This window comes from Methylobacterium brachythecii, assembly GCF_014196345.1.
Taxonomy (GTDB): domain Bacteria; phylum Pseudomonadota; class Alphaproteobacteria; order Rhizobiales; family Beijerinckiaceae; genus Methylobacterium; species Methylobacterium brachythecii.
On sequence record NZ_JACIDN010000004.1, the window covers coordinates 77,744 to 101,620 of the forward strand.

A 23,877-nucleotide genomic window follows, 5' to 3' on the forward strand; every position below is an offset into this window, starting at 1 on the left:
GCCATCGCTCGCCCCGGGTCAGACAGCAACAGCGACTTGTCGGACGACCTCGTCGAGGACGTCGTCCGCAACGAGTCCATCGGCGCCAGCCTCGTAGCTCAGCGAGACGCGGTGCCTGAGGCAGTCATGGACGATGGCCTGCACGTCCTCCGGCGTGGCGTAGTCGCGCCCCTGCAGCCAGGCATAGGTCCGCGCGCAGCGATCGAGGGCGAGCGAGCCGCGTGGGCTCGCCCCGACCGCGATCCAGCGCCCGAGCTTGTCCCCGAATTCCGCTGGTCGGCGCGTCGCCGCGACAAGGGCGACGATGTAGGTTTCGACCGGCTCCTTGGTCAGGACATGGTCGATCTCGGCGCGCGCATCGAAGATCACCTGCTGACCGATCTTGACGGGCTTCGGCGCCGAGGCCTCGGACGCCGCCTGCTCCGAGCGGACGAGATGGAGGACCTTCACCTCGTCGGCATCCGAGGGGTAGTCGATATGCACATGCATCAGAAAGCGGTCCATCTGCGCCTCGGGCAGCGGATAGGTGCCTTCCTGCTCGATCGGGTTCTGGGTCGCGAGCACCATGAAGAGAGGCGGCAGGTCGTAGCGCTTGCCGGCCACCGTGACGTGGCGCTCCTCCATCGCCTCGAGCAGTGCCGACTGCACCTTGGCGGGCGCGCGGTTGATCTCGTCGGCCAGCACCAGGTTGCCGAAGACGGGCCCTTTCCGGAACTCGAACTGCCCGTCGCTGCGTAGGATCTCACCGCCGGTCACATCGGAGGGCAGCAGGTCCGGCGTGAACTGGATGCGGCTGAACTCCGATTCCAGGTTCTTCGACAGGCTCTTGATTGCGCGCGTCTTGGCGAGGCCCGGCAGGCCTTCGAGCAGCACGTTGCCATTTGCAAGCAGCGCGATGATCAACCGCTCGACGACGCGCGCCTGGCCGATGATGTCCTGATTAATCCGCGTTTCGAGATCGCGGATGACGTCCCGTGCGGTCGACCCTTTGGCGGTGTCCATCTGAACCTCGTCTTACTCTATAGGCGAAGGGCCTTAGGCAAAGGGCGCCAAATTTAGCTCAAGGGTTGAGGCTCGGGGAATTTCCAGGTTCCGTTGAGAATTTCTTTGCGCGGTCGATAGAGACGGACCGTATAGTTCCAGTCTGTATCGATGGGCAGGCAGTTCGGGATCTTGCCATCGCAACCATCGAACTGGACATCGACCGCACCATCTGCCGCTTTCGTCGCGGTGAGATTGTTGATCGCATAGGCGTTGTATGGGTTCTCTTGGAAGAAGCCTTTAGCGTTGTAGCAGCTGATCGACCAGAAACCGTCCACGGGCACGTCCACCGGGACGTGAAGCTTGTAGACGGTCTTGCCGTCGTTCTCCTTTGGCGTGAAGCTGAGATAGGCCGCTTCTTTGTCCGGATTGCCGCCCCAGCCCGCCGCCGATCCGATCAGGAAACGGATCGGATCGACGTCTGCTCGCGATCCGAAGGCATGCGCGAAATTCGCCAGGGTCGACGCGAGGACCAGGAGCGCGTCGCGGACCTTCTTGTGGCTCTCGGCGTCCCAGGTTGTGGGCTCGAAGGCACCAGGGCCTCCGGGCTGCTGGATCGCGACACTGTCCTGCAGCCGGTGGACCTCATCGAGATCCCCCGGCTTCTCGGGCTCGACCAGGGTGCGCACGATCGCCGCCATGTAGCGTGTGCCGATCTTCGCCTTGTCGAAGGTCTTGCTCCCAGTGCCGTACACGACCTGATGGGTGTATTGGTCCTGATCGATAATCTGGGCTGACATGAACCGCTTGCCGGAATCGGGAAGCGTGATCGTCACCGGCCCGGCATCGAGATCGAACACGCCGAACGAATAGAGCGTGTCGCGATTCATGCGGATGACGGCTTGCTTATCGATTGGCGTCGGCTCTCGATTATGCGCGAACTTGCCGAATCCACCGTCGCGGGCGGTCTTTACGAAATAGGTATCGGTCTCTGCGCGCGTGAAGTTGTCTGGCGTGACCTTGTTTGTACTTTGTGCAAGCGCCGAAGACGTAATCGTTGCTATAGCAATGACCGTCACCACCTGCGTTCTCATAGTGGTCTCCTCCAGAACGGACATTTTCAAAACGGATTGATGTAATTGAGGATCGCCATTTGCCGGAGGACGACCTGCCGGATGACGTGTGCTGCTTTGACGTGTTCGGTGTAGATCGCGGCGAGACCCGTGCTGCCGGCCGGCAGCCCCTTCGCGATGCTCTGGTCGTCGAGCTTGATTTTGACGACGAACGGAGCCGCCTGGACCTCCGTCGGTGCGACGGCGAGGCCGCCGGGCTGCGTCTGGCCGGTCGCAATGGCCTGGATCACGGTTTCGACGCGGCCGGTGAAGATCTCGCCGGGCGCCCCCTTGAAGGTCACCTCGGCGATCTGGCCCGGCTCGATGTAGCGGGCATAGATCTGGGCGATCTCGACGCCGATGATGGTCTCGCCGGTATCGATGAAGGCCATGGCCGGGGCCTGCGTCGTCACCCGCGCGCCGGCGCGCAGGGCGAGGTTGGTGACGTAGCCCTCAGTCGGCGCTCGCACGGTGGTCTGATCGAGTTCCCATTGCGCGTTGCCGAGCTGGGCCTTGGTGCGCACGACATCCGTGTTCACGCCCTCGACCTGCGATGCCAAAGCAAGGCGCACACTGGTCTCCTGCGCCTTAGCCGCGTTGAGCTGCGCGTTCAGGGTGTCGACTTGCCGCTGCTCGTCCTGGACGCGGAACTCGCTGGTGGCGCTGCTCTTGGCGAGCCGGACCATGTCGTCCCGTCTCTGTTCGGCGAAGCCGAGTTGCGCCTGCACGGCCTTCAGATTGGCGCTCGCCGCATCGAGGCTGGACTTGAGCTGCTCGGCCTTCTGCTCCGCCGCGACCACCTGTGCCTGCAAGTCCTTGACCGAGTATGCGAACGGCGCTGGATCGATGCGGAACAATACGTCGCCCGCCTTGAGCGGCAGGTTCGCCTGCACTGGAACGGCGACGACCTGGCCCGAGACGTTGGGCACGATCTGCACCGAGTTGCGGATTACGGCGACCGGGCCAGATGGCGCGCCCCAGCCCATCGGGATGAACAGGCCGACCAGCAGCAACACGAGTACTAGGACCGGCGAGATCTTCCAGAACAGGTTGAGCCGCACGAAGCCGAGCCAGACGAACAGCGCGAGGAGTGCGATATAGGCATTGAGCAGGACGACGATCATGCCCGCGCCCCCGCCTTGGCCGGCTGGTCGACATAGGCCCAGATCAGCACCAGCGGCCAGAACACGAAGCCGAAGATCAGGGTCGCCCAGCTCCCGACCGCGACGGCCTCGGCCCAGGGGTGCCCACGCTTCTTCGCGATCCGCCCCGGGATCATGCCGAGCGCGACGAAGACCGCGACCAGCGTCATGATCAGGACGACGAGAACGATCCAGGCGAAGACGTCGATGAAGGACATGTTCGTCATCCTTCGGGCAGGTCGCGACCTTATGTCGGTCGCACGGTTCCATGCGGCGTTAGCAACGGCTTTGAAGGCTCGCAGCCTTCAAAGCCGCAGCTTGAGACCATCACCACCGGCGGACGACCGCGCGGCGGCGAACCGCGACGCGTGGCCCAACCACGCCGCGGCGCACGACGGTCGTCCGCCGGACCGCGACACCGCCGCCGTAATAGCCACGGCGGACCACAACGCCGCGCCGCACGACGGGGCCGCGTCGGACTCCCGCGGCGCCGTTGGGGCCGACGCAGCCGGCTCGAACGACGCCTGCCGCGCAGACGACGGCATTCGCCTCGGTTGGCGTGAAGGCGAGAACCCCGAAGACCAGCGCAAATGCGGATAAGGTGCGCTTCATGTCGCTGCTCCTTGAAATGTTTTCACAACGCCCCTTTCGGCTCGAAAGCGAAAACGCGTTTCCAGTCGCGCTTCATGTCGACGACGGTCCAGCCGCGCAGACGGGCCTCTTCCAGGGCCTTGTCGAGCTTGCCGACATGTGAGGCACGGTCGTACGCCCATTCCCTCTCGGCGTCGGTGTGATGGAGGAGTGCCGCCAGCCGGGGGGCATCGCCGGCGCTCGTCCATTCGAGCATCTGCTGGTCGCCGTCTGAATTGCCGAATGCCAGGATCGGCCGGCGTCCGATGAAGCGGTTGATGCCAACGGGTTTGCCCGGCCCGTCATCGACGAATTCGATCTTGGGCTGCTTGATGAGCTGTGGTTTCCCCTCCGCGTCGATCTGCAGAGTGGTGAAGATCGACGAGCCGACCACCTGTTCGGGCGGGATGCCGTAGGCGCGCTCGGCGAAGACGCGCATGAACTCGACGCCGCCGCCCGAGACGATGAAGGTCTTGAAGCCGTTCGCGCGCAGATAGGCGAGCAGTTCGAGCTGCGGCCGGTAGACCAGCTTGTCGTAAGGTTGCTGGAACCGAGGATGCCTCGCTGTCTGCAGCCATTCGGCCACGGTGTCGGCGAAAGCTTCGGTCGTCACGCCCGCATGGGTCGCGGCGAGGATCTCCATGATGCCTTTGTTGCCAGACGCGGCCAGCGCCTTGGTGTCGTCCTCCAACGCGGCCTTGTAGGGCTGCGTCTCCTTCCATTCCGGATGGGAGGCAGCGAGCGCCTTGATGCGGTCGATCGCAAAGGCGAGCTGGAAATACATCGGCTGCTCGCCCCAGAGCGTGCCATCGTTGTCGAAGACCGCGATGCGCTGGGCCGGCGGCACGAAATCGTGACCGCCATCGCGCGTCACGCTCTCGACGAAGGTGCGTATCGCTTGCTTCGGCGCGGTGTCGTTCCAGGAAGGAAGCGGATCGGCCTGTTCGGCAATGGCAATCCGCGGAAGGCCGACCGCCACGAGTACAGCAGCACCGGAGAGCAACGCGCGGCGATGAATGATTGGAATTCGGCTCGACATGTCGGTCTCCCGAAGCACGAAGGCGAGCGCCCCAGCTTCGGGGCGCCCGCGTCAAACCTCAGCGGCCGACCGACTCGGTCGCCTTACGCATCTTCTCCATGATCTGGTCGACGCTGAAGCTCGCGGCCCGCTGGCGAGGCGGGAATTCCTGGAAGGTCGTCATGAACTTCGCAACCTCCGCCTGGGCAGCAACGACCAAGTAGGCGTGAGTGAACAGCCAGTCATAATAGGTGTTGGAGGTGATGTCGGCTCGCTCATAAGGATCGGCTCGCAAGTCGAACATCTTCGGAACCCGCAATGGCGTGAAGGGCTCGGCCCAGACCCGCAACGTGCCCGGCGCGCGCTGTTCCTCGAAAACTAACTTCCAATTCTCGAAGCGCGCCGCGACGAGATCGCCATCGTCGCTGAAGTAGAAGAACTCCTTGCGAGCGCCCTTGTCTTGCTGCCCGGTCAGGTAAGGAAGCTGATTGTAGCCGTCCAGGCGAACCTTGAACGTCTTCGAGCCTGTCGTATGACCCTTCGCGAGTTTTTCCGCGACATTGGCATCGCCGGCGGCGGCCACGAGTGTGGGCATCCAATCGAGGCCGCTCACCATTTCGTTCGAGACCGAACCTGCCTGAACGTGCCCTGGCCAGCGGAACATGCAGGGCACCCGGAAGGCGCCTTCCCAGTTCGTGTTCTTCTCGCTCCGGAATGGCGTCATGGCGCCGTCCGGCCAGGTATTCATGTGAGGACCGTTGTCGGTCGTGTAGAGCACGATCGTGTTGTCGGCGATGCCGAGGTCGTCGAGCTTCTTCAGCAACAACCCGATATGGTTGTCGTGCTCGACCATGCCGTCCGCATATTCCGTGCGGGCTGTCAGCCCCGGAGCGCTGCGATGGTTTGCGGCGACGTGCGTGCGAGCATGCATCCGGGTTGAATTGAACCAGCAGAAGAAGGGCTTGCTGGCGCGCGTCTGTCGTTCGATGAAGTCCATCGCGGCGGCGGAAGTCTCGTCATCGATCGTCTCCATCCGCTTCTTGGTGAGCGGGCCGGTATCTTCGATCTTCCCGTCAGATGAGGCCTTGAGCACGCCGCGGGGCCCGAACTTTTTCCGGAAGGCCGGATCCGTCGGGTAGTTTCTGTCCTCTGGCTCCTCTTCAGCATTCAGGTGATAGAGATTGCCGTAGAACTCGTCGAAGCCGTGGTTCGTCGGCAGGTATTCGTCGCGATCGCCCAGATGGTTCTTGCCGAACTGCCCGGTTGCATAGCCCATCGGTTTGAGCAGCTCGGCGATCGTGGCGTCTTCCTTCTGCAATCCAACGGTTGCGCCTGGCAGCCCGACTTTCGAAAGGCCCGTCCGCAACGTGCATTGCCCGGTGATGAAGGTCGACCGACCGGCCGTGCAGCTCTGCTCGGCATAATAGTCGGTGAACATCATGCCTTCCTTGGCGATGCGATCGATGTTGGGCGTCCGGTAGCCCATCAGGCCGAAGGTGTAGGCACTGATATTCGACTGGCCGATGTCGTCGCCGAACATGACGAGGATGTTCGGCGGCTTGCCCGAAGACGCGTTCTTCGGGGCGGCCGGCTGAGGCTGTGGCTGCGGTGCCTGCGCTCGTGCGCCAGTCCCCATGGCCGTCGCCATGGCGGTGCCTGCGAGCAGCAGCTTTCGGCGACTGAGCGCGGCTTTTGCCGCATCCCGGTGGTCGGCGCTAAACTGTTCATCGCTCATCGCGTACCCCTCTCTGTCTGCTGACGCATCGGAAGCCGACATGGCTTGTGGAGGTGTCGACCGCTTCGGCGTGGCGGGCAGCGGGCCGGTAGCGGCGGCAATAGCTCGGCGCGCAGAGATGCGAGCCGCCCTTGATCACCTTGCGCGGGATGCGGATCTGCGGCTGGCCGGGATCGAAGCTCGCGTCTTCGCGGGCGCCGCGCGGATTCATCGGGATGCAGCAGGCCTTCGCCGCATCGGCCTCGTGCCGGGGAGCATACCAGTCGCTGGTCCACTCCCAGGTGTTGCCGATCATGTCGACGAGGCCGTAACCGTTGGGCGGGAAGCTGCCGATCGGTGTCGTGCGCTTGTAGGCCCGTGGCGACAGGTTCTCGTGGGGGAAGGTGCCCACCCAAGTATTCGCCATCTGCCGGCCCCCCGGCATGAAGTCGTCACCCCAGGCGTATTCGGCATCCGCGAGGCCGCCGCGCGCGGCGAATTCCCATTCGGCCTCGGTCGGAAGACACTTGCCGGCCCAGCGCGCATAGGCCTCCGCGTCGCGGTAGGCGACATGCACGACCGGATGGTCGTCGAGCCCCTTGATCGTGCTGCCCGGCCCGTAGGGCTTGCGCCAGGTCGCTCCGAACCGGAAAGACCACCACTGCGAGAAGTCGCCGAGATCGACCGGATGGGTCGGCGGCGCGAAGACGAGTGAGCCTGCGCGCAGCATGTGCGGCAAAGCTCCGGGGTAGTCCTCCGCGTCGGGCGCAATCTCGGCGAAAGTGACGTGTCCGGTCGCTTCGACGAAAGCCCGGAACTGGCGATTGGTGACGGGCGCTCGGTCGATCCAGAATCCATCGATGCTGACGCGGTGCACCGGTGCCTCTTCCGGATAGTGCTGGTCCGATCCCATCCGGAACGTGCCACCGCGAATGAGGACCATGTCGGAATCGGGTTCGGCAGGCAGCACGGGCCGATCGAGGACAGGCGCAGTGACCATCCGTCGTTCCTTCCAAGAACCATGAGTTTGCCTGCCGACCCTGGTCGGATCGGTGACATCGGGGCCGCGCGACCGCTCGTACGATCTTCGCGGGCTGCCTCAGCTCACTCGGCGGGTGCGACGGGCGGCATGCCGGTCACGAGCGCCGAGGGTTGGTCGCTGACCCACCGGTACAGGATCCCGCCGAGGATCCCGCCGAGGATCGGCGCGATCCAGAACAGCCAGAGCTGCGCGATGGCCCAGCCGCCGACGAACAGGGCCGGCCCGGTGCTGCGTGCCGGATTGACCGAGAGGTTGGTGATCGGGATGCCGACGAGATGCACCAGCGTCAGGCAGAGCCCGATGGCCAAGGGCGCGAAGCCCACCGGAGCTTTGCCGTGGGTTGCGCCCATGATGACGAACAGGAACATCATCGTCAGCACAACCTCGGCCAGGAGGCACGAGATCAGTCCGTAATGGCCGGGCGAGTGCTCGCCGTAGCCATTGGCGGCGAAGCCCTTCGCCAAGTCAAAGTCGGGCGCCCCAGTCGCGATGGCATAGAGGAGCGTCGCCGCGACGACGCTACCGATGACCTGGGAGATCACGTAGGCAGGAATGTCGTGGGTCGGGAAGCGCCCACCGGCCGCAAGGCCGCACGTCACAGCCGGATTGAGGTGGCAACCCGAGACGTGGCCAATGGCATAGGCCATAGTGACCACGGTTAGGCCGAAGGCGAGAGAAACCCCGACCAGGCCGATGCCGACCTGCGGAAAGCCGGCGGCGATGACGGCGCTCCCGCAACCCGCGAAGGTCAGCCAGAAGGTGCCGATAGCTTCAGCAGCACACTTGTGGATATCCATGAAGCCTCCTCCTGCGTTCAGGTTGGGTTGCTGTCCCAGAATCCTGTGTTCGAGCGGAATTGGTGGTTAGACAGCAATCGCCGCGCTACGAGCACGACCGTGTCGTTTGGCAGGCTGGCGATGATTGCGCCGGGTTGGGGCGGCGCTATGCGCGCCGGCTCAACCGCGGTGGAATCAGTGTTGCAACGATCGCCGGGCGCGGTGGGCCATAACGGATACGCATCGCCATCTCCGCATTCCGATGAAGTCCGGGCGAAGTCAGTCATGACCGACGCGAAAACTCCAGACGTCGATCTCCGGCGACTTTAGGCGGCGATTCGAGCCCAAACTATCGGGCGAAACCCCGATTGAAATTAGGTATTCACCTGAGCTTCGTGCGGAAATGCCCCTAGGGCTCGACCAGCTTGTTCCGCACGGCGTACCGAACCAGGGCCGCCGTCGTCTCCAGGCTGAGCTTGTGCATAGCGGAAGAGCGGTGGGTCTCGACCGTTTTCAGGCTGATGGCGAGCACTGCGCTGACTTGTTTGCTCGAGTGCCCTTCGGCGATGAGCTGCACCACCTCGCGTTCGCGGCAGGTCAGCGTGTCGAGCTGAGAGCTCTCGCCTGGGTGAGCCAGATAGTGGGTGAGCAACGCCTCGTTCACGCGGCCCGTGAAATAGGGCTGATGGCGGGCCAGGGCCTCGACGGCAGCGATCAGGTGCTGGTCGGCGTCTGATTTCAGAAGGTAGCCGCGGGCACCGGCACCGAGAACGTCGCGCACCAGGGCATCGCTCTCGTGCATGGTGTAAACCAGCACTTCGGTCCTTGGACTAGCCTCCTTGATACGCTTGGTCAGCTGAGATCCGTTCATCGCAGGTAGCGAGTAGTCGATCACAGCCACGTCGGGCTTGTGGAGAACGGCAAGGTCGATGGCTTCGACCCCGGTACCCGCTTCGGCAATGACCTCGAAGCCGGCATGCGCCTCCAGGATGGCCCGAACACCACGTCGGACGGCGGTGTGATCGTCGACGATCAGGATGCTCACAGTCACGAGATGACCTCCCGCGCGGCGCCCGGGCATGACGATCGCCCGCTGTCCCCGGATGGGTAACGGGTTCGCGTGAGCAGACTCCCTTGGCGCGCCGTCGCACAAGTCCGCATGTGCCCGCTACAGTTTCTGCGCTTGCAGAGGGTTACGCATCCCTTAGGACTTCGTCGACAGCGGCCTGGGTTCGGGTGCTGCCTTCGGCGGAGCGACCCAGAGCGGGAACGAGACTTCGAGGAAGCCGATGGTGCCCTGGAAGCGGTTCTCGACCTCGACCTCGCGCAACACCTTCAGGCGGGTCGTGACCGGGATCTTGCCGAATTCGCCCGTCACACCGATGGTCCCGCCCACTGCCGTCACACGACCCTCGAAGGGTCCGAGGCGGGCGCCGGGGCCACTGTCGCCGGTCAGTTGCTGATAATGTGAAGCGATGACGCCGACAGATACTTCCTTCGTGACGTATTTCGAGGCCGAGACGTCGACATGAAACTCGTTGCCGGTCGTGTAGTGCGTGGCCGGGTTGGTGCCGTTGAGCGTGAAACCGGCCGCCGCCGAGAGTTCGATCCCTAGTGCCGGATCGAGATAAGTTGCACCGCCCGAGATGTCGCCAATGTAGCGGTTCAGCGCGATATTGGAGAGCTGGCCTGACTCGTAGCCTCCGCCCGGGATGCTGAGAACGCCCGCCAGCTTCCAGTGCCAATTGCCCGAATGCCAGCCGAGGGTGGCCGATACGATGGGGTCGCCGGGATTGAGATCCGCATCGCGCGCAGTGATCCCGGCCGGACGACCAAGTGCCTGATTGACGAGGGGACCGTTCAGAAGAACGCCCGCGCGAACCGCAGGCTCGCCGAAGGGCATGACGAACGCGAAGGCAAGGTCTCCACCGAGCACCTGAACCGGGGTCACCCAAAGGGCCGTCACGAAATCAGCGACCAGGTTTACGTTGACGTTGGCGACAACATTGCCACCGATCTGAGTTTGCCGGTTGCCGCCGATTTTCCCGTTGTAAAAGTAGGTCGTGGAATCGAAGTAGAGACCTGGCGGCGGGACTATTCCGCCCAGCGGCACCGCTTGCCCCTCGATGTAGAAGCTGAGACCGCCCTCCGCCGCCTGCGACGGGGTAGAGAATTGGGCCGCGGCCGCGAGGGCCATGCCGCCGATGAGATGGCGCGTGACAGTCCTCATGTCAGCCTCCGGGATATGGCTCGGTCGTAACGTCACCGACCCGGGCCGCCTCCGGCAATCGGGGGAAACCCTCAATCGCCACGATAAAAACCCCGAGAAGCTGTTATCGTGAGCGGCGAGACATTTGGGAGACAGTCTCCGCGGGGAGCGGATTCGCCTCAGTCGTTGGCGAGTCAATATTGAACAATTAGAAACAAGTTTACGAATTCTTGAGGCATTTTGGCGGGTTTGCGCGGATAGGAATCTTCTGAACGATAGGCACAGGAAATCAGATACCGGCGCGGCAGCGTTGAGGAGAGGCACGGCGGTGTCGACGCGGAGGGGGATCCTTGGAACCGGGCTCCAGCGCACAGGACGACGGCAGGGCCCGATCGAAGCGTTCCAAGCTCGCCGGCAAATGGCTGAGGAACACAGGGCTGTCGCACTCGGCGACCACGGCCATCCTTCTCTGGTCGGGCTGGGCGGCGTGTGCGACTGCCATCGTCATTCCTACCATCCTGTGGGCCGACACGGCTCGCGATGCGGCGCTCTCCGCGGCTCGGAAGAACGTCTCGAGTTCGGCAGCAGCCGGGGCCAACTCCGTCGACAGTCTGTTCGGCCTGATCGACGTCGTTCTCAGGCGAATGTCAGAACTTGCTGCCGGTGATGAATTCGGCAGCGCCAGCCTCGACGAGCTCTGCCCGTCGCTGATCTGCTCGAATAACCAGCGTCTCTCGCCCTACCTGCTTCTCGGCTTCGCGCGGCCGAATGGCGACGTTGTCACCTATGGCCCGAACACGCCGTCGCTCAACATCGCGGATCGTGACTATTTCGTCGCTCAGAAGAGCGGCGACGTCGGTCTATTCGTTGGCGCGCCGCGTCGGACCCCTTTCATGACAGGACTGGCGTTGCCGATGAGCCGACGCCTGCCCGCGAAGACGGACTCCTTCCAGGGCATCGCAGGCGCCGTCATCAATGCCGACCAGATCCGAGCGGTGTTCCAGGGCGTGGGCGCGGGCAAGGCGGACCGCATCAGCCTGACCAATGCCGACGGGCGCTCGCTTATCGAATGGGTAGCGGATCGCGGCAGCGAGACTGACAGCCGGAACGTCAGCGCACCGTGTGGTCCAGCGGGAAAGGACGCGCGTGACGAGACCATGGCGGCGGCGGAAAAAATAAAGATCGGCGATCTCACGGTCGAGGTGTGCCGTTCGAAGGTGAATGCTCTGCGTTCTTGGCGCCGGCAAGTCTACCTCGTCGCTGGCTTCGAAGGCCTGTTGCTGGCAGCCTCTGCCCTCGTACTGCCTGCCATTGGGCGTCGACGTGCCCGCCGCCTGCGGCAGCAGATGGGCTTGCGCGGGCTCGTCGTTGGATCGTCGGACGTTCAATTCATCATCGCGGCGAAGCCGGATGGCCGGTTTGTCTTAGAGGCGCTCACATTCACCCGTCCCGGCGAGTTTGGCCGCATGTCCGCTCGTCTGATAGGCCGGACCACTCGTGAGTTCTTCTCGCCGGACGACGTGGATCTCATCGAGTCCGATTACCGATCCGTGCTCGCCTCAGGCCAGACGCGCCGCATCGAGCGTCGGGTTCGTCTCGGAGGCGGCGAATTCATGTGGAGTACCGTCCTCGTGCCGCTGAACGATGGTGGTGGCCACGATAGCTACATCTTCGGTGCAGCAACCGAGCTTGGTGGGACTGGCGACAGCGAGTTGGAGGGCGGACTTCGCCGTTTTACGGATGACGTGATCCGCCGCGAGGATGCTGAGCGCCGACGTATCGCGCGCGAACTCCACGACACGACCGGCCAGAATCTGATCGCCGCGGGTTTCGAACTCGGGGCGATCGATCGCGATCTGTTTGATTCCCCTCCGCACGTTCGAGCCGCCGTAGCGCAGGCCAGGGCGCTCATCGATGCCAGCGTGAGCGAGTTGCGCACGCTGGCATACGTCCTTCACCCGGCTCTCCTCGACGAGGCGGGATTGGGCCTCGCGCTGCCGACGCTGGCCGAGGGATTCGAGAAGCGAGCAGGAATTCGCGTAGTCGTGACGGTCGCGGCAGAACTCTCGGGGAGGCGTTGGCCTGCCGAGATCGAGATCGCGCTATACCGAGTGGCACAGGAGGCGCTCACCAACGTCCAGCGCCATTCCGTCACCAAGTCGGCCTGTCTGATGCTGCGGCCCGATGCCTCGGGGCGGCTGGAGCTTTCGGTAGGGGACGGGACCAACCACACGTCCGGCGACGAACGACCCACTTCGCCCCTGGTCGAAGGGGCCGGTATTCGAGGCATGCGGGAGCGGATCGAGGGTCTTGGAGGATCGCTGGTAGTTGCACCCTCCACGGACGGTTTCCGAATAACAGCTTCCGTCCCCGTAGGAGCCGGGCCTGCCTAGCAGGGCATCAGTCTATCTGCGGAAACGGCCGCCCCCGCGGAAGCCGCCGCGATAAACGCCAACGCGACGTCCATAGACACCACGGCCGCCATAGACGCGTCGTCCGTAGTAGCCGCCACGAAATCCATAGACGGCCCGCCCCCCGTAAACGACGCCCCCACGATAGTAGCCCGGTGCCCCATAGACGTTCGGACGGCAGCCCCCATAGGGGCCGCGATGGAAGCCAATCCCGCAACCGCCGGCCGCTTCCGCGGTGCCGATACCAACTCGCCCCTCATCGAGGCGGCCAGTCCCAAGCCAAGCAACGAGAAAGAAAACCGCGAGCGCTAATTGTCTCAATGCTGGCATTGCATCCTCCCAGTTGAAGTTTGTGACGAAGATACAGAAGGGCCAGCTTGCGACATATCGGGGAGAACCCGGAGGCGCCTCAGGAAATTCCCGGAGGCTTGGCAGTAAAAACGCTGTGACCATTGCCAGCGTACTGGCATTAACGGATAGCGAAATGATCGCAGCTGAGCCTTTCGAGCTGCGTGGACAGGCTAATGGGGATCCGCCGGCATCTTCAGCGAGCGCCAATCGCTTCCGTCCCGGTAACTCTTCCGATTTGATAGACGCTCGCCGCTCAGCGCGTTGAACGAGCGAACAGACGTCGAAATAGTCAGCTTTGTCGGATTTGGTATTTGCAAGCAGAACGTCTGCTTTCGGCCAAGATAGGCCGGCCACTTCGCGCGTTTAAATCATTCGCGGCTTGAGCTCCGGCTACCAGAAAACGCCAACAAATCTGAGTGTCATTGCGCCAAACTTCCAGCGAAGCGTTCGGCCAGACGCTGCTCTTTGAAGCTATCTGCAATCCAGTCGACGAAAACGCGTGTCTTTAGCGGTACCAATGTTCGCGACGAATAGTACAAGCTGATCGCACCCGCGTCTGACCACCACCGCGGGACGAGGCGAACGAGTGTTCCGGTATCGAGAGCCGGTTGCACGTCGGGGACTGCGAGCATCGCGACTCCGAGGCCAAGAAGTGCGGCCTCGCGCATCGCGTTGGGATCATTGACGATGGTGGTTTCTGAAAGCGGTGCCGCAACTTGACGTCCGGCGACATCGCGCATGGTCCAAACGCGGATCCTGCCCGTTTGCAGCGTTCGCATCACGATACCATCGAGCGCCAGCAGGTTGGTCGGGTCCGTCGGTGGAACACGGCCAATCATGTAGGCCGGTGATGCGACAGCGACGATGTGGGCGGGGGCCAGAGTTCGAGCCACGAGTCCGGGGGACAAATCGAATCCGCCGCCGATCGCGGCATCGTAGCCTTCCGCGACAAGATCGACCTGACGATTCTCAAAGTGCCATTCGGCCTTGACCCGCGGGTAGCGGGTCAAGAAGCCCGGCAGAAGCGGCAGGATATGCGTGACGCCGAAGGTCGGTGCCATGCTTACCTTGAGCTTGCCGGCCGGCTCCTCGGTGCCGGCAGCAACTTCGGCAATCGCGGTCTGGATGCCGTCCAGCTTGTTGCCCAGCGCCAGCCGGAACGTCTCGCCTGCTTCGGTCAAGGTCAGCTTCCGCGTCGAGCGATGGAACAGCCGCACGCCGAGGTTTCGCTCAAGCATGGCGACGTTTCGGCTGACTGCGGCGGGCGTCAGCGAGAGCCTTCGAGCCGCTTCCGAGAAGCTGCCGAACTCGGCGCTCCGCACAAAGGCTTCGAGGTTGGCGAGTGTCTCCATGCCAGAATTTTAAATGATTGCTTGAGAATGATCCAAGCCATTCTCGTCTAATCGGATTGGATGCTCTGGGCCATTTTCTCCTCACCGAACAGGTCGAGAACCGAAGACAATGCCCCACACATCGCTTCCCCTTTCTGGCAAGGTCGCTCTGGTGACTGGCGGCTCCCGTGGTATCGGCGCGGCCATCGTCCGCAGGCTGGCCCATGACGGTGCCGATATCGCATTCAGCTATGCGGCCTCGCGTAAAAAGGCTGAGCAGCTCGTCCAAGAGCTCGAGGCCCTTGGCCGCCGCGCAGTCTCCATCAAGGCCGATCAGGCTGTCCCAAGCGAAGTCGTAGCCCTGGTCGGACAGGCCCGCTCTCAGCTCGGCCGCCTCGATATTCTGGTCAACTCGGCCGGCGTCTTCGTGACCGGATTGGTTGACGATCCGAACGCCGACCTTGCTGCGTTCGAACGACAGCTCGACGTGAATGTGAAGGGGGTTGCGGCAGCGGTTCGGGCCGCGGTTCCCCTCCTGACGGATGGCGGGCGCATCATCTCCATCGGCACGACCGGTGCAGACCGCATCCCCTTCGCAGGGGCCGCCGACTACATCGCCACGAAAGCTGCGGTCGCCGCCTACACGCGTGGCTGGGCTCGCGATCTCGGCCCGCGCAACATCACGGTGAACTTGATCCAGCCGGGCGCGATCAACACCGACATGAATCCTCAGGACGGCCCCTCTGCCGAGACCCTGAAGGGGCTGGCCGCGCTCGGCCGCTACGGCCGGCCGGAGGACATCGCAGCAGCTGTGGCGTTCCTCGCTGGTCCGGACGCCGGATACATCACCGGTGCCACCCTGAACGTCGACGGCGGCCAGTCGGCTTGACCCTTCTCAGGCTCCAGAACACGGACATACTCTCATGCCCAGCATCGGAATTCTCGGCGCCGGTCAGATCGGCCTCGCCATTGCGGTAGCACTCGCCCGTGAGGGGATCGCAGCAACGCTTGCCAACAGCAGAGGCCCGGATAGCCTCGCAGATGTCGTGCGTTCTCTCGGGCCGACGATCACCGCCGGAACACGCGAGGCTGCGGCGGCGCAGGACATCGTCTTCGTCGCGGTCAACTGGTCGAAGCTAGGCGATGCGCTCGGCGATCTGCCGGACTTCGAAGGCCGGATCGTCGTCGACACCAACAATCCCATCGAGGCTCCGCTGTTCAAGCCTTTCGACCTTGGCGACCGTTCGTCGTCCGAGGTGGTTCGGGATCTCGTCCGAGGAGCTCGGGTCGTGAAAGCCTTCAATCACCTCCAGCCTCACCTCGTCTCCGGCGACCCTTCCGGCGATGGCGGGAAACGGGTCCTGTTCTACTCGGGCGACGATGCGGATGCGAAGGCGCAGATCGGCGCTCTGATCGATCGGCTTGGCTTCTTCGGCATCGATCTCGGCGCCCTCTCGCTCGGAAGCAGGCTGGTTCAGTTCCCCGGCGGCCCGCTTCCCGCGCTCAACCTCGTCAAAATCACTTGAGCCAACGCCGCAGATCGGTCGAATACTGAATTAGCGAAACTCACTCTAGTTTTACATGAGAAGGATTCCGAAAATGCCCTTCGTCGCAACTCAAGATGGCGTCGAGATCTTCTACAAGGATTGGGGCCCGAAGGATGCCCAGCCCATCGTCTTCCACCACGGCTGGCCGCTGTCGTCGGACGACTGGGACACGCAGATGCTGTTCTTCCTCTCGAAGGGCTATCGCGTGGTGGCGCATGACCGGCGCGGGCACGGCCGCTCGGCCCAGGTCGATTTCGGCCACGACATGGACCACTACGCCGCCGACGCGGCAGCCGTCGTCGACCATCTCGACCTGCGCAACGCCGTCCATATCGGTCACTCCACCGGCGGCGGTCAGGTCGCCCGCTACGTCGCGAAGCACGGCGAGCCGGCCGGCCGCGTCGCCAAGGCGGTTCTGGTCAGCGCCGTGCCGCCGCTGATGCTGAAGACCGACACGAACCTCGGCGGCCTGCCGATCGGGGTCTTCGACGGTTTGCGCCAGGCGCTCGCCGCCAACCGGGCTCAGTTCCTTCTCGATCTCCCGACCGGGCCGTTCTACGGCTACAACCGGCCCGGCGTGAAGGTCGACCAGGGCGTGATCCAGAATTGGTGGCGCCAAGGCATGATGGGCGGCGCCAACGCCCATTACGAGGGCATCAAGGCCTTCTCGGAGACCGACCAGACCGAGGACCTCAAGGCGATCTCGGTGCCGACCCTGGTCCTGCACGGCGAGGACGATCAGATCGTGCCGATCGACAACAGCGGGCGCCTATCGGTGAAGCTCCTGCAGAACGGCACGCTGAAGACCTATCCCGGCTACCCGCACGGCATGCTGACCACGCATGCCGACGTGATCAACGCCGATCTGCTCGCCTTCGTGAAGGGCTGATCGATCGTGGGAGATCGCGCGAAAGCAGGTCTCCCCAACAGTCCGGTAGAGATGGAAGGGACCAGGACGATGAGCAACCTGGCAGTTGAGGCGCCCGATGAGGGCGCCACCGCCTACGATCAGCTTCTGCGCGCGAACCTCGAGCGGATCTTCAACGAGCGGGATGCAGCGAAGCGTACCCTTGCTCTAGCGGAACTCTACGACATCGCCCCGGTCATGTACGAACCGACCGGTGCCGTGAGGGGGCAAGCCGCGATTTCGGAAGTGGCGGGAAACCTCTTGAAGCAATTCGGGCCGACGTTCCGCTTTACAGCCGATGGCTCAGCCGTTGGGCATCACGGCCTGGGTATCTTGCGGTGGACCGCAGGACCCGACGGAGGACCGATTGCAGTAACCGGAGCGGACGCTGCCAAGATCGTAGGTGGAAAGATCGCAAAACTCTGGGTGCTGCTGGATCAGACGTCTGCCTAGGATCGCACAGCATGACTGAGAGCTGCGCAGGAACCATCCAGGTCGATCGATATTGATCGCAGCGCGGTGCAGCAAATCCTCTCTATTACGTCGTCACTCGAATCGGGCGTTTAGTTCTGATGAAAGGCGTCCCCGATGTGACATCGGGGACGATCCGTTGTCGTTCAAACAGTTCGTGACCTATTGAGTACGTTCGTGGTCCTCCGTCTGCCGACGAACGCTTGTCAGTAGTCCCAGGGCGTCGGTACCCAGCGGAACGTGTCGCCGACGACCGCCACCCGGCCGACCGACGGAAACGGCAGGTGGGTCGCCACCAGTTGTTCGCCGCCGTCTGCGAGCTCGCGCAGGAGCCGGATCCTGACGCGGGCGGCCTCCTCCGGGTCGTGCTCGAAGCCGTTGTGCCAGTCCGGATGATCGAACCCGACCGTGAACATGGCGTCGCCCGCGAACATCAGCTTCTCGCCCCCGGACCTGATGCGGACGACGCTGTGCCCAGGCGTATGGCCGCCTGTGCGCTGGACGAGCACACCCGGCGCCACCTCGGTTTCGTCCTCGAAGGTGTGGAGGTGATCCCGGTACTCCTCCGCGAACTTCTTCGCGGCTGCCCTAAGCGCATCCGGGAACCCCTGCGGCATCGCGGTGTGGGTGAAGTCGGGCGCTTCCCAGAAGTCGATTTCGGTGGCCGCGACGTGGATCCGAAGGTCTGGACGCAGCCTTTCCTTGATCCCGTCGACGATGAGGCCGCCGACATGGTCCATGTGCATGTGGGTCAGCACCACGTCCGTGACGGACGCAAGGTCGATTCCGGCCGCTTCCAGGCGCATGACCAATTGCCCCGCACGCGGCAGGTTCAGGTTCGGGTCGAAACCCAGACCCGCGTCGATGAGTACCGTCTGTGCGCCACTTCGCACCACGGCCACGTTCAACGACCAGTCGCATGCCTCCCGCGGAAGGAACATGTCGTCAAGCCAAGCCGTCCGGTCCGCCGCATCGGCATTGTGGCCGAGCATCTTGGTCGGAAGCGGTAGCACTCCGTCGCTGACGACCAGCACATCGATCTCGCCGATCCGCACCGCGTAGCGTGACGGGACCAGTTCGCTCGTCGCCGGCCGCTGCCCGGTGAGTGTGTCTATCGCGTTCATCTCGGTTCACCCCTGTCGCTGGATCCAACGTGGATGACGCTCTCTCGGCGGTCATCCGGGGCGAAGACGAGCGGGGCCCACCAAGTGTGACATGCGCGGCCGATCTTATCGACGAGCCTGTGCCTCACGACCTTGGTGAGGCCGTTCCCCAGGCCCGGGGGATGCCCAGTCCAGCGCGTTTCTCCCGAGTGATGCGTTCGCGCGCTGCCGAGTCGGAGGGCGTCCTACTCGACAAGCCAAAAAATCATCGTCGGCCATGTCACACCGCGCCGATCCGCCTCGTCATAGTCCCGAACCTTCCAAATTGGGGACTGACAGATGACCATGGCCATTCTCGCGTTCGCGGCCCTCTTCGGACTGGGGCTGACTGCGAACGGGATCTTCATGCTCGCCGACCCTCAGGCGTGGTACTTCGCCATACCCGGAGTCACCGCGACAGGGCCGTTCAACCAGCATTTCTTGCGCGACATCGGGCTGATCTTCGTGCTCCTCGGTTCCGCCTTCGCGCTCGGGGCAGCGCGTTCAGACGCCCGAACCGTGCTGTGGGGCGCAGGAGCCGCTTGGCTGTCGGGTCACGCGCTGTTTCATTTCTGGGAGGTCGCGGCCGGGATCTGCGGACCCGAGGTGCTTCCGAGAGATTTCCCTGCGGTGACGCTTCCGGCCCTTATCGCCATCGCCCTCACCATTTGGTCGGTTCGTCATGCCCGCGGCTGACGATTCCACGTTCCTCTTCGAGGCCGAGCGCCAGCGGCTCGTCCGGCTCGCCTATCGGATGCTCGGTTCGCTCGGCGAGGCGGAAGACGTCGTGCAGGACGCCTGGATCCGGTGGCGGCAGGTCGATCATGCAGCCGTCGCGTCGCCGAGCGCTTTCCTGTCGCGGATCGTCACGCGGCTTTGCCTCGACGTGATGAAGTCGGCGCGGACCCGCCGTGAGACCTATTTCGGGACCTGGCTTCCCGAGCCCGTCGCCACCGAGCCAGACGAGGACCTCGCCGACGACCTGACACTGACCCTGATGCTCGCGCTCGAGAGGCTGTCGCCGCTCGAGCGCGCGGCGTTCCTCCTGCACGACGTGTTCGGCGTCGCGCTGGACGAGGTCGCGACGACGCTCGAGCGGGAGGCCCCCGCCGTCCGGCAGCTCGCGTCCAGGGCGCGCAAGCACATCCAGGCGGCCCGTCCCCGTTTTCCGGTCGAACGCGAGGAAGGCGCACGGATCGCAAAAGCGTTCTTCGAGGCGTCCTCTACCGGGGACGTCGCGGCGTTGCGGGCGATGCTGGCCGAATCCGTCGTGGTTCATTCCGACGGGGGCGGCAAGGTCCACGCCTTCTCGCGGCCGATCGTCGGCTTCGAGAAGGTGGCGCGGATGTTCGAGGGGGTCGCGCGCAAGTCGTGGATCCAGCAGGCGCGCAAGCTGCAGGACCTCTGGATCGACGGACTGCCGGGCTACTTCAGCATCGAGCCCGGCGGCACGTTCCAGTCCGTCGCGCTCGAGATCGAAAACGGGCTGATCGTCGGCATCTACTTCACGCGCAACCCGGACAAGCTCGAGAGATTGGTGGAGGCCTTCGGCGGTGGAGCGGCGGGGGCGACCTCGCACTGAGAGTCAGCGCCGCGCGATCGCAAGTTCCTTGCGGCAGACGCTCGAGAACTCGCAGAGCGGATCGAGGTCGCCTGCGTGCCGGATGCTCGCGAAGGCGGCGAGGTCCTTGTTCGGCGAGAAGTAGGTCTCGCCGATGCGCTGCATGACACGCTCCGCCTCCCGGAGCGTGTCCGGCTCGCCAAACAGGCGGATCTTGCTGACGCGGGCATAGAGGTTCACGAGCTTCGCCGGATCGTCGAACTCGTGCCGGAACGCGTCGCCGAACAGGGTCGACGCTTCCCGAATGAACTCGCCGTAGAGAGCCTCGCGCCGCGCGCGATCCTGCACGAGCAGGGTCGCGCGCGCCTGGGCGTGCTGCGTGAGCCAAGTCGTGGCGAAGGACGCAAGCGCGCCGATGGCCGAGCCTGAGAGCGCGGCGAGAGCCGAGATGTAGGCCGCGTCCATCGGCGTCGCCTCGTCAGGCCGCGCGCTTCGGCTGCGCGGAGAGCCAGTCTTCGAACCGCTTTTCCGAAAGCCAGGCGTCGCCCTCGGGCGTGAGCGATCGGTCGTCGATGACGACGCCGAAGTAGGCGGCGGAATCGTCGGTCACCACGTCGCGGGTATCGCCCACGCCGTCGAAGTAGCGCTTCACCAGCTCCACAAGCGGCATCCTCTCGGGGCCAGCGATCTCGATCATGCCATTCCTCGGCTCTGCCAGCGCCGCCTCCGCGACCTTGGCCGCGACGTCGGCCGAGGCGATAGGCTGGATCGCAGCCGAGGTCGCGCGGGTCACGCCGTCCACGGTGGCGGCTCCGGCGATGGCGCCGACGAACTCGAAGAATTGGGTGGCGCGCACCAGAGTCCATGGCACCTGGGAGGATGCAATGAGCTCCTCCTGCGCAAGCTTGGCGCGGAAGTACCCGCTGTCGAGCAGGCGCTCGGTCCCGACCACGGACAGTGCCACGTGATGGGCGACGCCCGCTGCTTTCTCGGCGGACGCAAGATTGCGACCGGCCCGTACGAAGAAGTCCATGGCGGCCGCGTCCTCGAACGACGGTGAGTTGGCGAGGTCGACGACGACGCCCGCGCCCTTCAGCGCCTGGGCGAGCCCCTCTCCGGTGACGGCGTTCACGCCCGTGTTCGGCGAGGCCGCGACGACCTCATGCCCGAGGGCCTTCAGCCGTACGACGACTTGCGAGCCAATGAGCCCGGTTCCACCGATGACGACGATCTTCATGTGACGCTCCATGCGCTGCCTCGTCCCCTAATCGGGACGTCGTCGACAGGACGAAGCGGGCTCGGCAAGGTGTGACATCGACCGCGAAAAAACCTATCGGGCTCCTCCGGAACGGAGACGGATGGAAGAGAGACTCGGCTGGGAAGAGGCGCTCGCGCGTAGCGGCCTTATGGAGACGCTCGCCAGATTCGACCCACGAGTAGTTGGGACGCTCCCGCTCGGCGTCGCGATGCCCGATAGCTACATCGACGTTCTAGCCTACGCGCCGGACCTACATGCGATCTCCGCCGTCTTGCTGGACCAGCATGGCCAGGAGGGCGGCTTCTTCGTGCGGCAGTGGACGACACGCGGTCGTCCGGTCGTTGCGGGGTTCGTCGCTCACGGATGGGCGTTCGAGGTGTTCGCCTCCGCCGAGCCGGTCGCCACGCAGCCGGGTTGGCTTCACTTCGCCGTCGAGCAGCGTCTGCTGGAACTCGCCGGCGACGCGTTTCGGGACATGGTGATGCAAGGGAGAAGCCGGGGTCTGAAGACCGAGCCCGCCTTCGCAAAGGCGCTTGGCCTTAAAAGCGATCCGTATTCCACGATGCTCCGGCTTTCGGGAGAAGCCGACTCATGCCTTGAGGCGGCGCTGGCGGCCGCGGGCTTCAGCCTCCGCGAGCGCGAACCGATCACGCCATGGACTTCAAGGTCCATCTGTCCGCTTTAGTCGGCTACTGCGTCGACAGCCACCATGCCTCTTCTGACCCTTTGCTGACCTCGTGCGTCGTCATTTCGAGAAGTTTCTGTACAGCTCAAAGCAGACGCTTTGCGATCGGCCATAAAGTAAGTACGGTGCTGGCTTACCAACTGCTGGACATGACGGCGCAAGCCACGAACAACCACCAGACCAGTCGACATCTGCCGAGTGCGCGATCACGCCGGCATTTCAGCCCTGCGAACTCCATCTGACATCGAAGTTTTCCTAGCCGTAGAAGCTAATCCGTTTTTGTAAACTTTGGCACTAAACTGTGTCTTAGCGTAAAATCAGAAGGGCTCGTCGCGTGCGAATTTGTCGGATCGGCATACGTAATTTTGCCAACTTCGAAAACTTTGAGATCCAAACCGGAAGAAATATTGTTGTTGTCGGCGAGAACAAGGTTGGAAAAAGCAACCTGCTCTTTGCCCTTCAATTGATCCTCGACCCAAGCCTATCAGAACGGGACCGGCGGCTTGGCCTCGAACACTTCTGGGATGGGCTCGGCGACGACAAGTTGGGAGAGACGATCGAGATTTCCGTCGACCTTACCGACTTCGACGCCGACCCGCGCCTCGTAGCCCATCTCGGCGGATACCTGATCGATCCGGGTCCACCGATGGTCTCTCGCCTGACGTATCGCTACCAGCCGATGGAAAGCCTCGAAGGGCAGCCTGGCAGCCTTGCCGACTACGAGTACATCGTGTTCGGCGGCATGTACCCCGACAACAATGTCGGGAGCACGTTGAGGCGCATGCTCCCCCTCGACCTGCTGCCCGCCCTGCGCGATGCCGAGAAGGATCTGGGGAATTGGCGCAGGTCGCCGCTGCGGCCCCCGATCGAGGATTTGGCCGGCGCTTTGTCGGTCGCCGATCGCGATGCCATTCAGGATGCCGTCGACGGAGCGCAGGCGGCGCTGTCGGAACGACCGGAAGTCGAAGCCGTGGCGGAGACCATCGGCGATCGGTTGGAGGGCATGGTCGGCCCGGCGCACTCGACCTCGGTCGCGCTCGGGCTAGCGCCGACGCGCCTGGACGGCCTCATGCGGGCGCTGCGCCTCCTGATCGACCAGGGAGAGCGCGGGGTCGCCGAGGCGAGCCTCGGCACCGCCAACCTCATTTTTCTAGCCCTGAAGAGCCTGGAGCTCGACCGGCTGATCGAGGACGGGGAGCGCGACTACACCTTCCTTGCCGTCGAGGAGCCCGAGGCGCACCTGCACCCGCACGTCCAGCGGCTGGTCTATCGGCACTTTCTAGAAACCGCCGAGGCCGAGTCTGGCGAGGACGACGAGGATGACGAGGATGACGAGGATGACGAGGCCATCACCGACGAAGCCACGGCCGGGCGCCACGTCACGATCCTGACGACCCATTCGCCGCACATCGCGAGCATCGCGCCGTTGCGATCGATCGTCCTCCTCCGACGCCAGGCCAACGGGAGCACCAGCGGCGTATCGAAGCCTAAGAGCGCACGCGGGCCGATTTTGAAAGATGTTTATTTTCGATGAACACCGGCGCGGATCTCTCCGCGCCGGCTTTTTTTGTTCGTATGAACCGAGCGTG

General features: G+C 63.9%; 25 protein-coding genes. 9 read left to right on the top strand and 16 right to left on the bottom strand.

Annotated elements, in window-relative coordinates:
* Positions 1–18: 18 nt before the first annotated feature.
* From GGR33_RS11575 to GGR33_RS11625, 11 genes are all read right to left on the bottom strand, one after another.
* Positions 19–1,002 carry an AAA family ATPase gene (locus GGR33_RS11575; RefSeq protein WP_183505256.1) on the bottom strand — a complete coding sequence of 328 codons (984 nt, stop codon included), beginning with the start codon at positions 1,000–1,002 and terminating at the stop codon, positions 19–21.
* A gap of 53 nt (positions 1,003–1,055) precedes the next feature.
* The gene (locus GGR33_RS11580) at positions 1,056–2,075 is read right to left on the bottom strand and encodes a DUF1254 domain-containing protein (protein WP_183505258.1); all 1,020 of its coding nucleotides are present in this window, start codon (positions 2,073–2,075) and stop codon (positions 1,056–1,058) included.
* A 26-nt stretch (positions 2,076–2,101) separates the two neighbouring features.
* Positions 2,102–3,217 carry an HlyD family secretion protein gene (locus GGR33_RS11585; protein ID WP_183505260.1) on the bottom strand — a complete coding sequence of 372 codons (1,116 nt, stop codon included), beginning with the start codon at positions 3,215–3,217 and terminating at the stop codon, positions 2,102–2,104.
* Positions 3,214–3,453 carry a DUF3302 domain-containing protein gene (locus GGR33_RS11590; RefSeq protein WP_183505262.1) on the bottom strand — a complete coding sequence of 80 codons (240 nt, stop codon included), beginning with the start codon at positions 3,451–3,453 and terminating at the stop codon, positions 3,214–3,216. The genes GGR33_RS11585 and GGR33_RS11590 overlap by 4 nt, the downstream gene beginning before the upstream one ends.
* Before the next feature lie 109 nt (positions 3,454–3,562).
* Positions 3,563–3,847, bottom strand: coding sequence for a hypothetical protein (locus GGR33_RS11595; RefSeq protein ID WP_183506087.1), 285 nt, complete (start codon positions 3,845–3,847; stop codon positions 3,563–3,565).
* Positions 3,848–3,869: 22 nt separating this feature from the next.
* Positions 3,870–4,904, bottom strand: coding sequence for an HAD family hydrolase (locus GGR33_RS11600; RefSeq protein WP_183505264.1), 1,035 nt, complete (start codon positions 4,902–4,904; stop codon positions 3,870–3,872).
* 58 nt (positions 4,905–4,962) lie between these two features.
* Positions 4,963–6,618, bottom strand: coding sequence for an arylsulfatase (locus GGR33_RS11605; RefSeq protein WP_183505986.1), 1,656 nt, complete (start codon positions 6,616–6,618; stop codon positions 4,963–4,965).
* Positions 6,608–7,597, bottom strand: a complete 990-nt coding sequence (locus GGR33_RS11610) for a formylglycine-generating enzyme family protein (protein WP_246413043.1) — start codon at positions 7,595–7,597, stop codon at positions 6,608–6,610. Before GGR33_RS11610 ends, GGR33_RS11605 begins: the two co-directional genes overlap by 11 nt.
* Positions 7,598–7,701: 104 nt before the next feature.
* Complete coding sequence (gene aqpZ / locus GGR33_RS11615; RefSeq protein WP_183505266.1) at positions 7,702–8,436, bottom strand: aquaporin Z; 735 nt, start codon at positions 8,434–8,436, stop codon at positions 7,702–7,704.
* A 388-nt stretch (positions 8,437–8,824) separates the two neighbouring features.
* Positions 8,825–9,460 carry a response regulator gene (locus GGR33_RS11620; RefSeq protein ID WP_343068477.1) on the bottom strand — a complete coding sequence of 212 codons (636 nt, stop codon included), beginning with the start codon at positions 9,458–9,460 and terminating at the stop codon, positions 8,825–8,827.
* A 159-nt stretch (positions 9,461–9,619) separates the two neighbouring features.
* The gene (locus GGR33_RS11625; RefSeq protein WP_183505270.1) at positions 9,620–10,645 is read right to left on the bottom strand and encodes a SphA family protein; all 1,026 of its coding nucleotides are present in this window, start codon (positions 10,643–10,645) and stop codon (positions 9,620–9,622) included.
* Between the two features lie 329 nt (positions 10,646–10,974).
* Here GGR33_RS11625 and GGR33_RS11630 point away from each other — a divergent pair, with 329 nt between their 5' ends.
* Complete coding sequence (locus GGR33_RS11630) at positions 10,975–13,017, top strand: histidine kinase (RefSeq protein WP_183505273.1); 2,043 nt, start codon at positions 10,975–10,977, stop codon at positions 13,015–13,017.
* Positions 13,018–13,029: 12 nt separating this feature from the next.
* On the opposite strand, the gene GGR33_RS25930 is transcribed toward GGR33_RS11630, so the two are convergent.
* Together GGR33_RS25930 and GGR33_RS11635 are read right to left on the bottom strand one after the other, a co-directional pair.
* Positions 13,030–13,365 carry a GCG_CRPN prefix-to-repeats domain-containing protein gene (locus GGR33_RS25930; RefSeq protein WP_246413045.1) on the bottom strand — a complete coding sequence of 112 codons (336 nt, stop codon included), beginning with the start codon at positions 13,363–13,365 and terminating at the stop codon, positions 13,030–13,032.
* A gap of 440 nt (positions 13,366–13,805) precedes the next feature.
* A complete protein-coding gene (locus GGR33_RS11635; RefSeq protein WP_183505275.1) occupies positions 13,806–14,738 on the bottom strand; it encodes a LysR family transcriptional regulator in 933 nt (310 codons plus the stop codon).
* A gap of 109 nt (positions 14,739–14,847) precedes the next feature.
* Between GGR33_RS11635 and GGR33_RS11640 the strand changes: the two genes are divergently transcribed.
* The 4 genes from GGR33_RS11640 to GGR33_RS11655 all read left to right on the top strand — a co-directional run bounded on the left by GGR33_RS11640 (position 14,848) and on the right by GGR33_RS11655 (position 17,624).
* Positions 14,848–15,606 carry an SDR family oxidoreductase gene (locus tag GGR33_RS11640; protein ID WP_183505277.1) on the top strand — a complete coding sequence of 253 codons (759 nt, stop codon included), beginning with the start codon at positions 14,848–14,850 and terminating at the stop codon, positions 15,604–15,606.
* Between the two features lie 34 nt (positions 15,607–15,640).
* Positions 15,641–16,243: an NADPH-dependent F420 reductase gene (locus GGR33_RS11645; protein WP_183505279.1), complete on the top strand. Its 603-nt coding sequence runs from the start codon at positions 15,641–15,643 to the stop codon at positions 16,241–16,243.
* A 73-nt stretch (positions 16,244–16,316) separates the two neighbouring features.
* Positions 16,317–17,153 carry an alpha/beta fold hydrolase gene (locus GGR33_RS11650; protein WP_183505281.1) on the top strand — a complete coding sequence of 279 codons (837 nt, stop codon included), beginning with the start codon at positions 16,317–16,319 and terminating at the stop codon, positions 17,151–17,153.
* A 69-nt stretch (positions 17,154–17,222) separates the two neighbouring features.
* Positions 17,223–17,624: a nuclear transport factor 2 family protein gene (locus GGR33_RS11655; protein WP_210301982.1), complete on the top strand. Its 402-nt coding sequence runs from the start codon at positions 17,223–17,225 to the stop codon at positions 17,622–17,624.
* Between the two features lie 224 nt (positions 17,625–17,848).
* Here the strand turns inward: GGR33_RS11655 and GGR33_RS11660 are convergent, their stop codons facing one another.
* Entirely contained in the window at positions 17,849–18,766 is a 918-nt protein-coding gene (locus GGR33_RS11660) for an MBL fold metallo-hydrolase (RefSeq protein ID WP_183505285.1), read from the bottom strand.
* 324 nt (positions 18,767–19,090) lie between these two features.
* On the opposite strand from GGR33_RS11660, the gene GGR33_RS11665 reads away from it, so the two are divergent.
* Together GGR33_RS11665 and GGR33_RS11670 are read left to right on the top strand one after the other, a co-directional pair.
* Positions 19,091–19,480 (top strand): hypothetical protein, encoded by a 390-nt coding sequence (locus tag GGR33_RS11665; protein ID WP_246413046.1) that lies wholly within the window; start codon positions 19,091–19,093, stop codon positions 19,478–19,480.
* Positions 19,467–20,366, top strand: a complete 900-nt coding sequence (locus GGR33_RS11670) for a sigma-70 family RNA polymerase sigma factor (RefSeq protein WP_183505289.1) — start codon at positions 19,467–19,469, stop codon at positions 20,364–20,366. The genes GGR33_RS11665 and GGR33_RS11670 overlap by 14 nt, the downstream gene beginning before the upstream one ends.
* Before the next feature lie 3 nt (positions 20,367–20,369).
* On the opposite strand, the gene GGR33_RS11675 is transcribed toward GGR33_RS11670, so the two are convergent.
* The gene (locus tag GGR33_RS11675; RefSeq protein ID WP_183505291.1) at positions 20,370–20,810 is read right to left on the bottom strand and encodes a hypothetical protein; all 441 of its coding nucleotides are present in this window, start codon (positions 20,808–20,810) and stop codon (positions 20,370–20,372) included.
* 13 nt (positions 20,811–20,823) lie between these two features.
* Entirely contained in the window at positions 20,824–21,582 is a 759-nt protein-coding gene (locus tag GGR33_RS11680) for an SDR family oxidoreductase (RefSeq protein WP_183505293.1), read from the bottom strand.
* A 121-nt stretch (positions 21,583–21,703) separates the two neighbouring features.
* Here GGR33_RS11680 and GGR33_RS11685 point away from each other — a divergent pair, with 121 nt between their 5' ends.
* Positions 21,704–22,288, top strand: coding sequence for a DUF4269 domain-containing protein (locus GGR33_RS11685; protein ID WP_183505295.1), 585 nt, complete (start codon positions 21,704–21,706; stop codon positions 22,286–22,288).
* A gap of 544 nt (positions 22,289–22,832) precedes the next feature.
* Positions 22,833–23,822 carry an ATP-dependent nuclease gene (locus tag GGR33_RS11690; protein ID WP_246413048.1) on the top strand — a complete coding sequence of 330 codons (990 nt, stop codon included), beginning with the start codon at positions 22,833–22,835 and terminating at the stop codon, positions 23,820–23,822.
* The last annotated feature ends 55 nt before the right edge of the window (positions 23,823–23,877 follow it).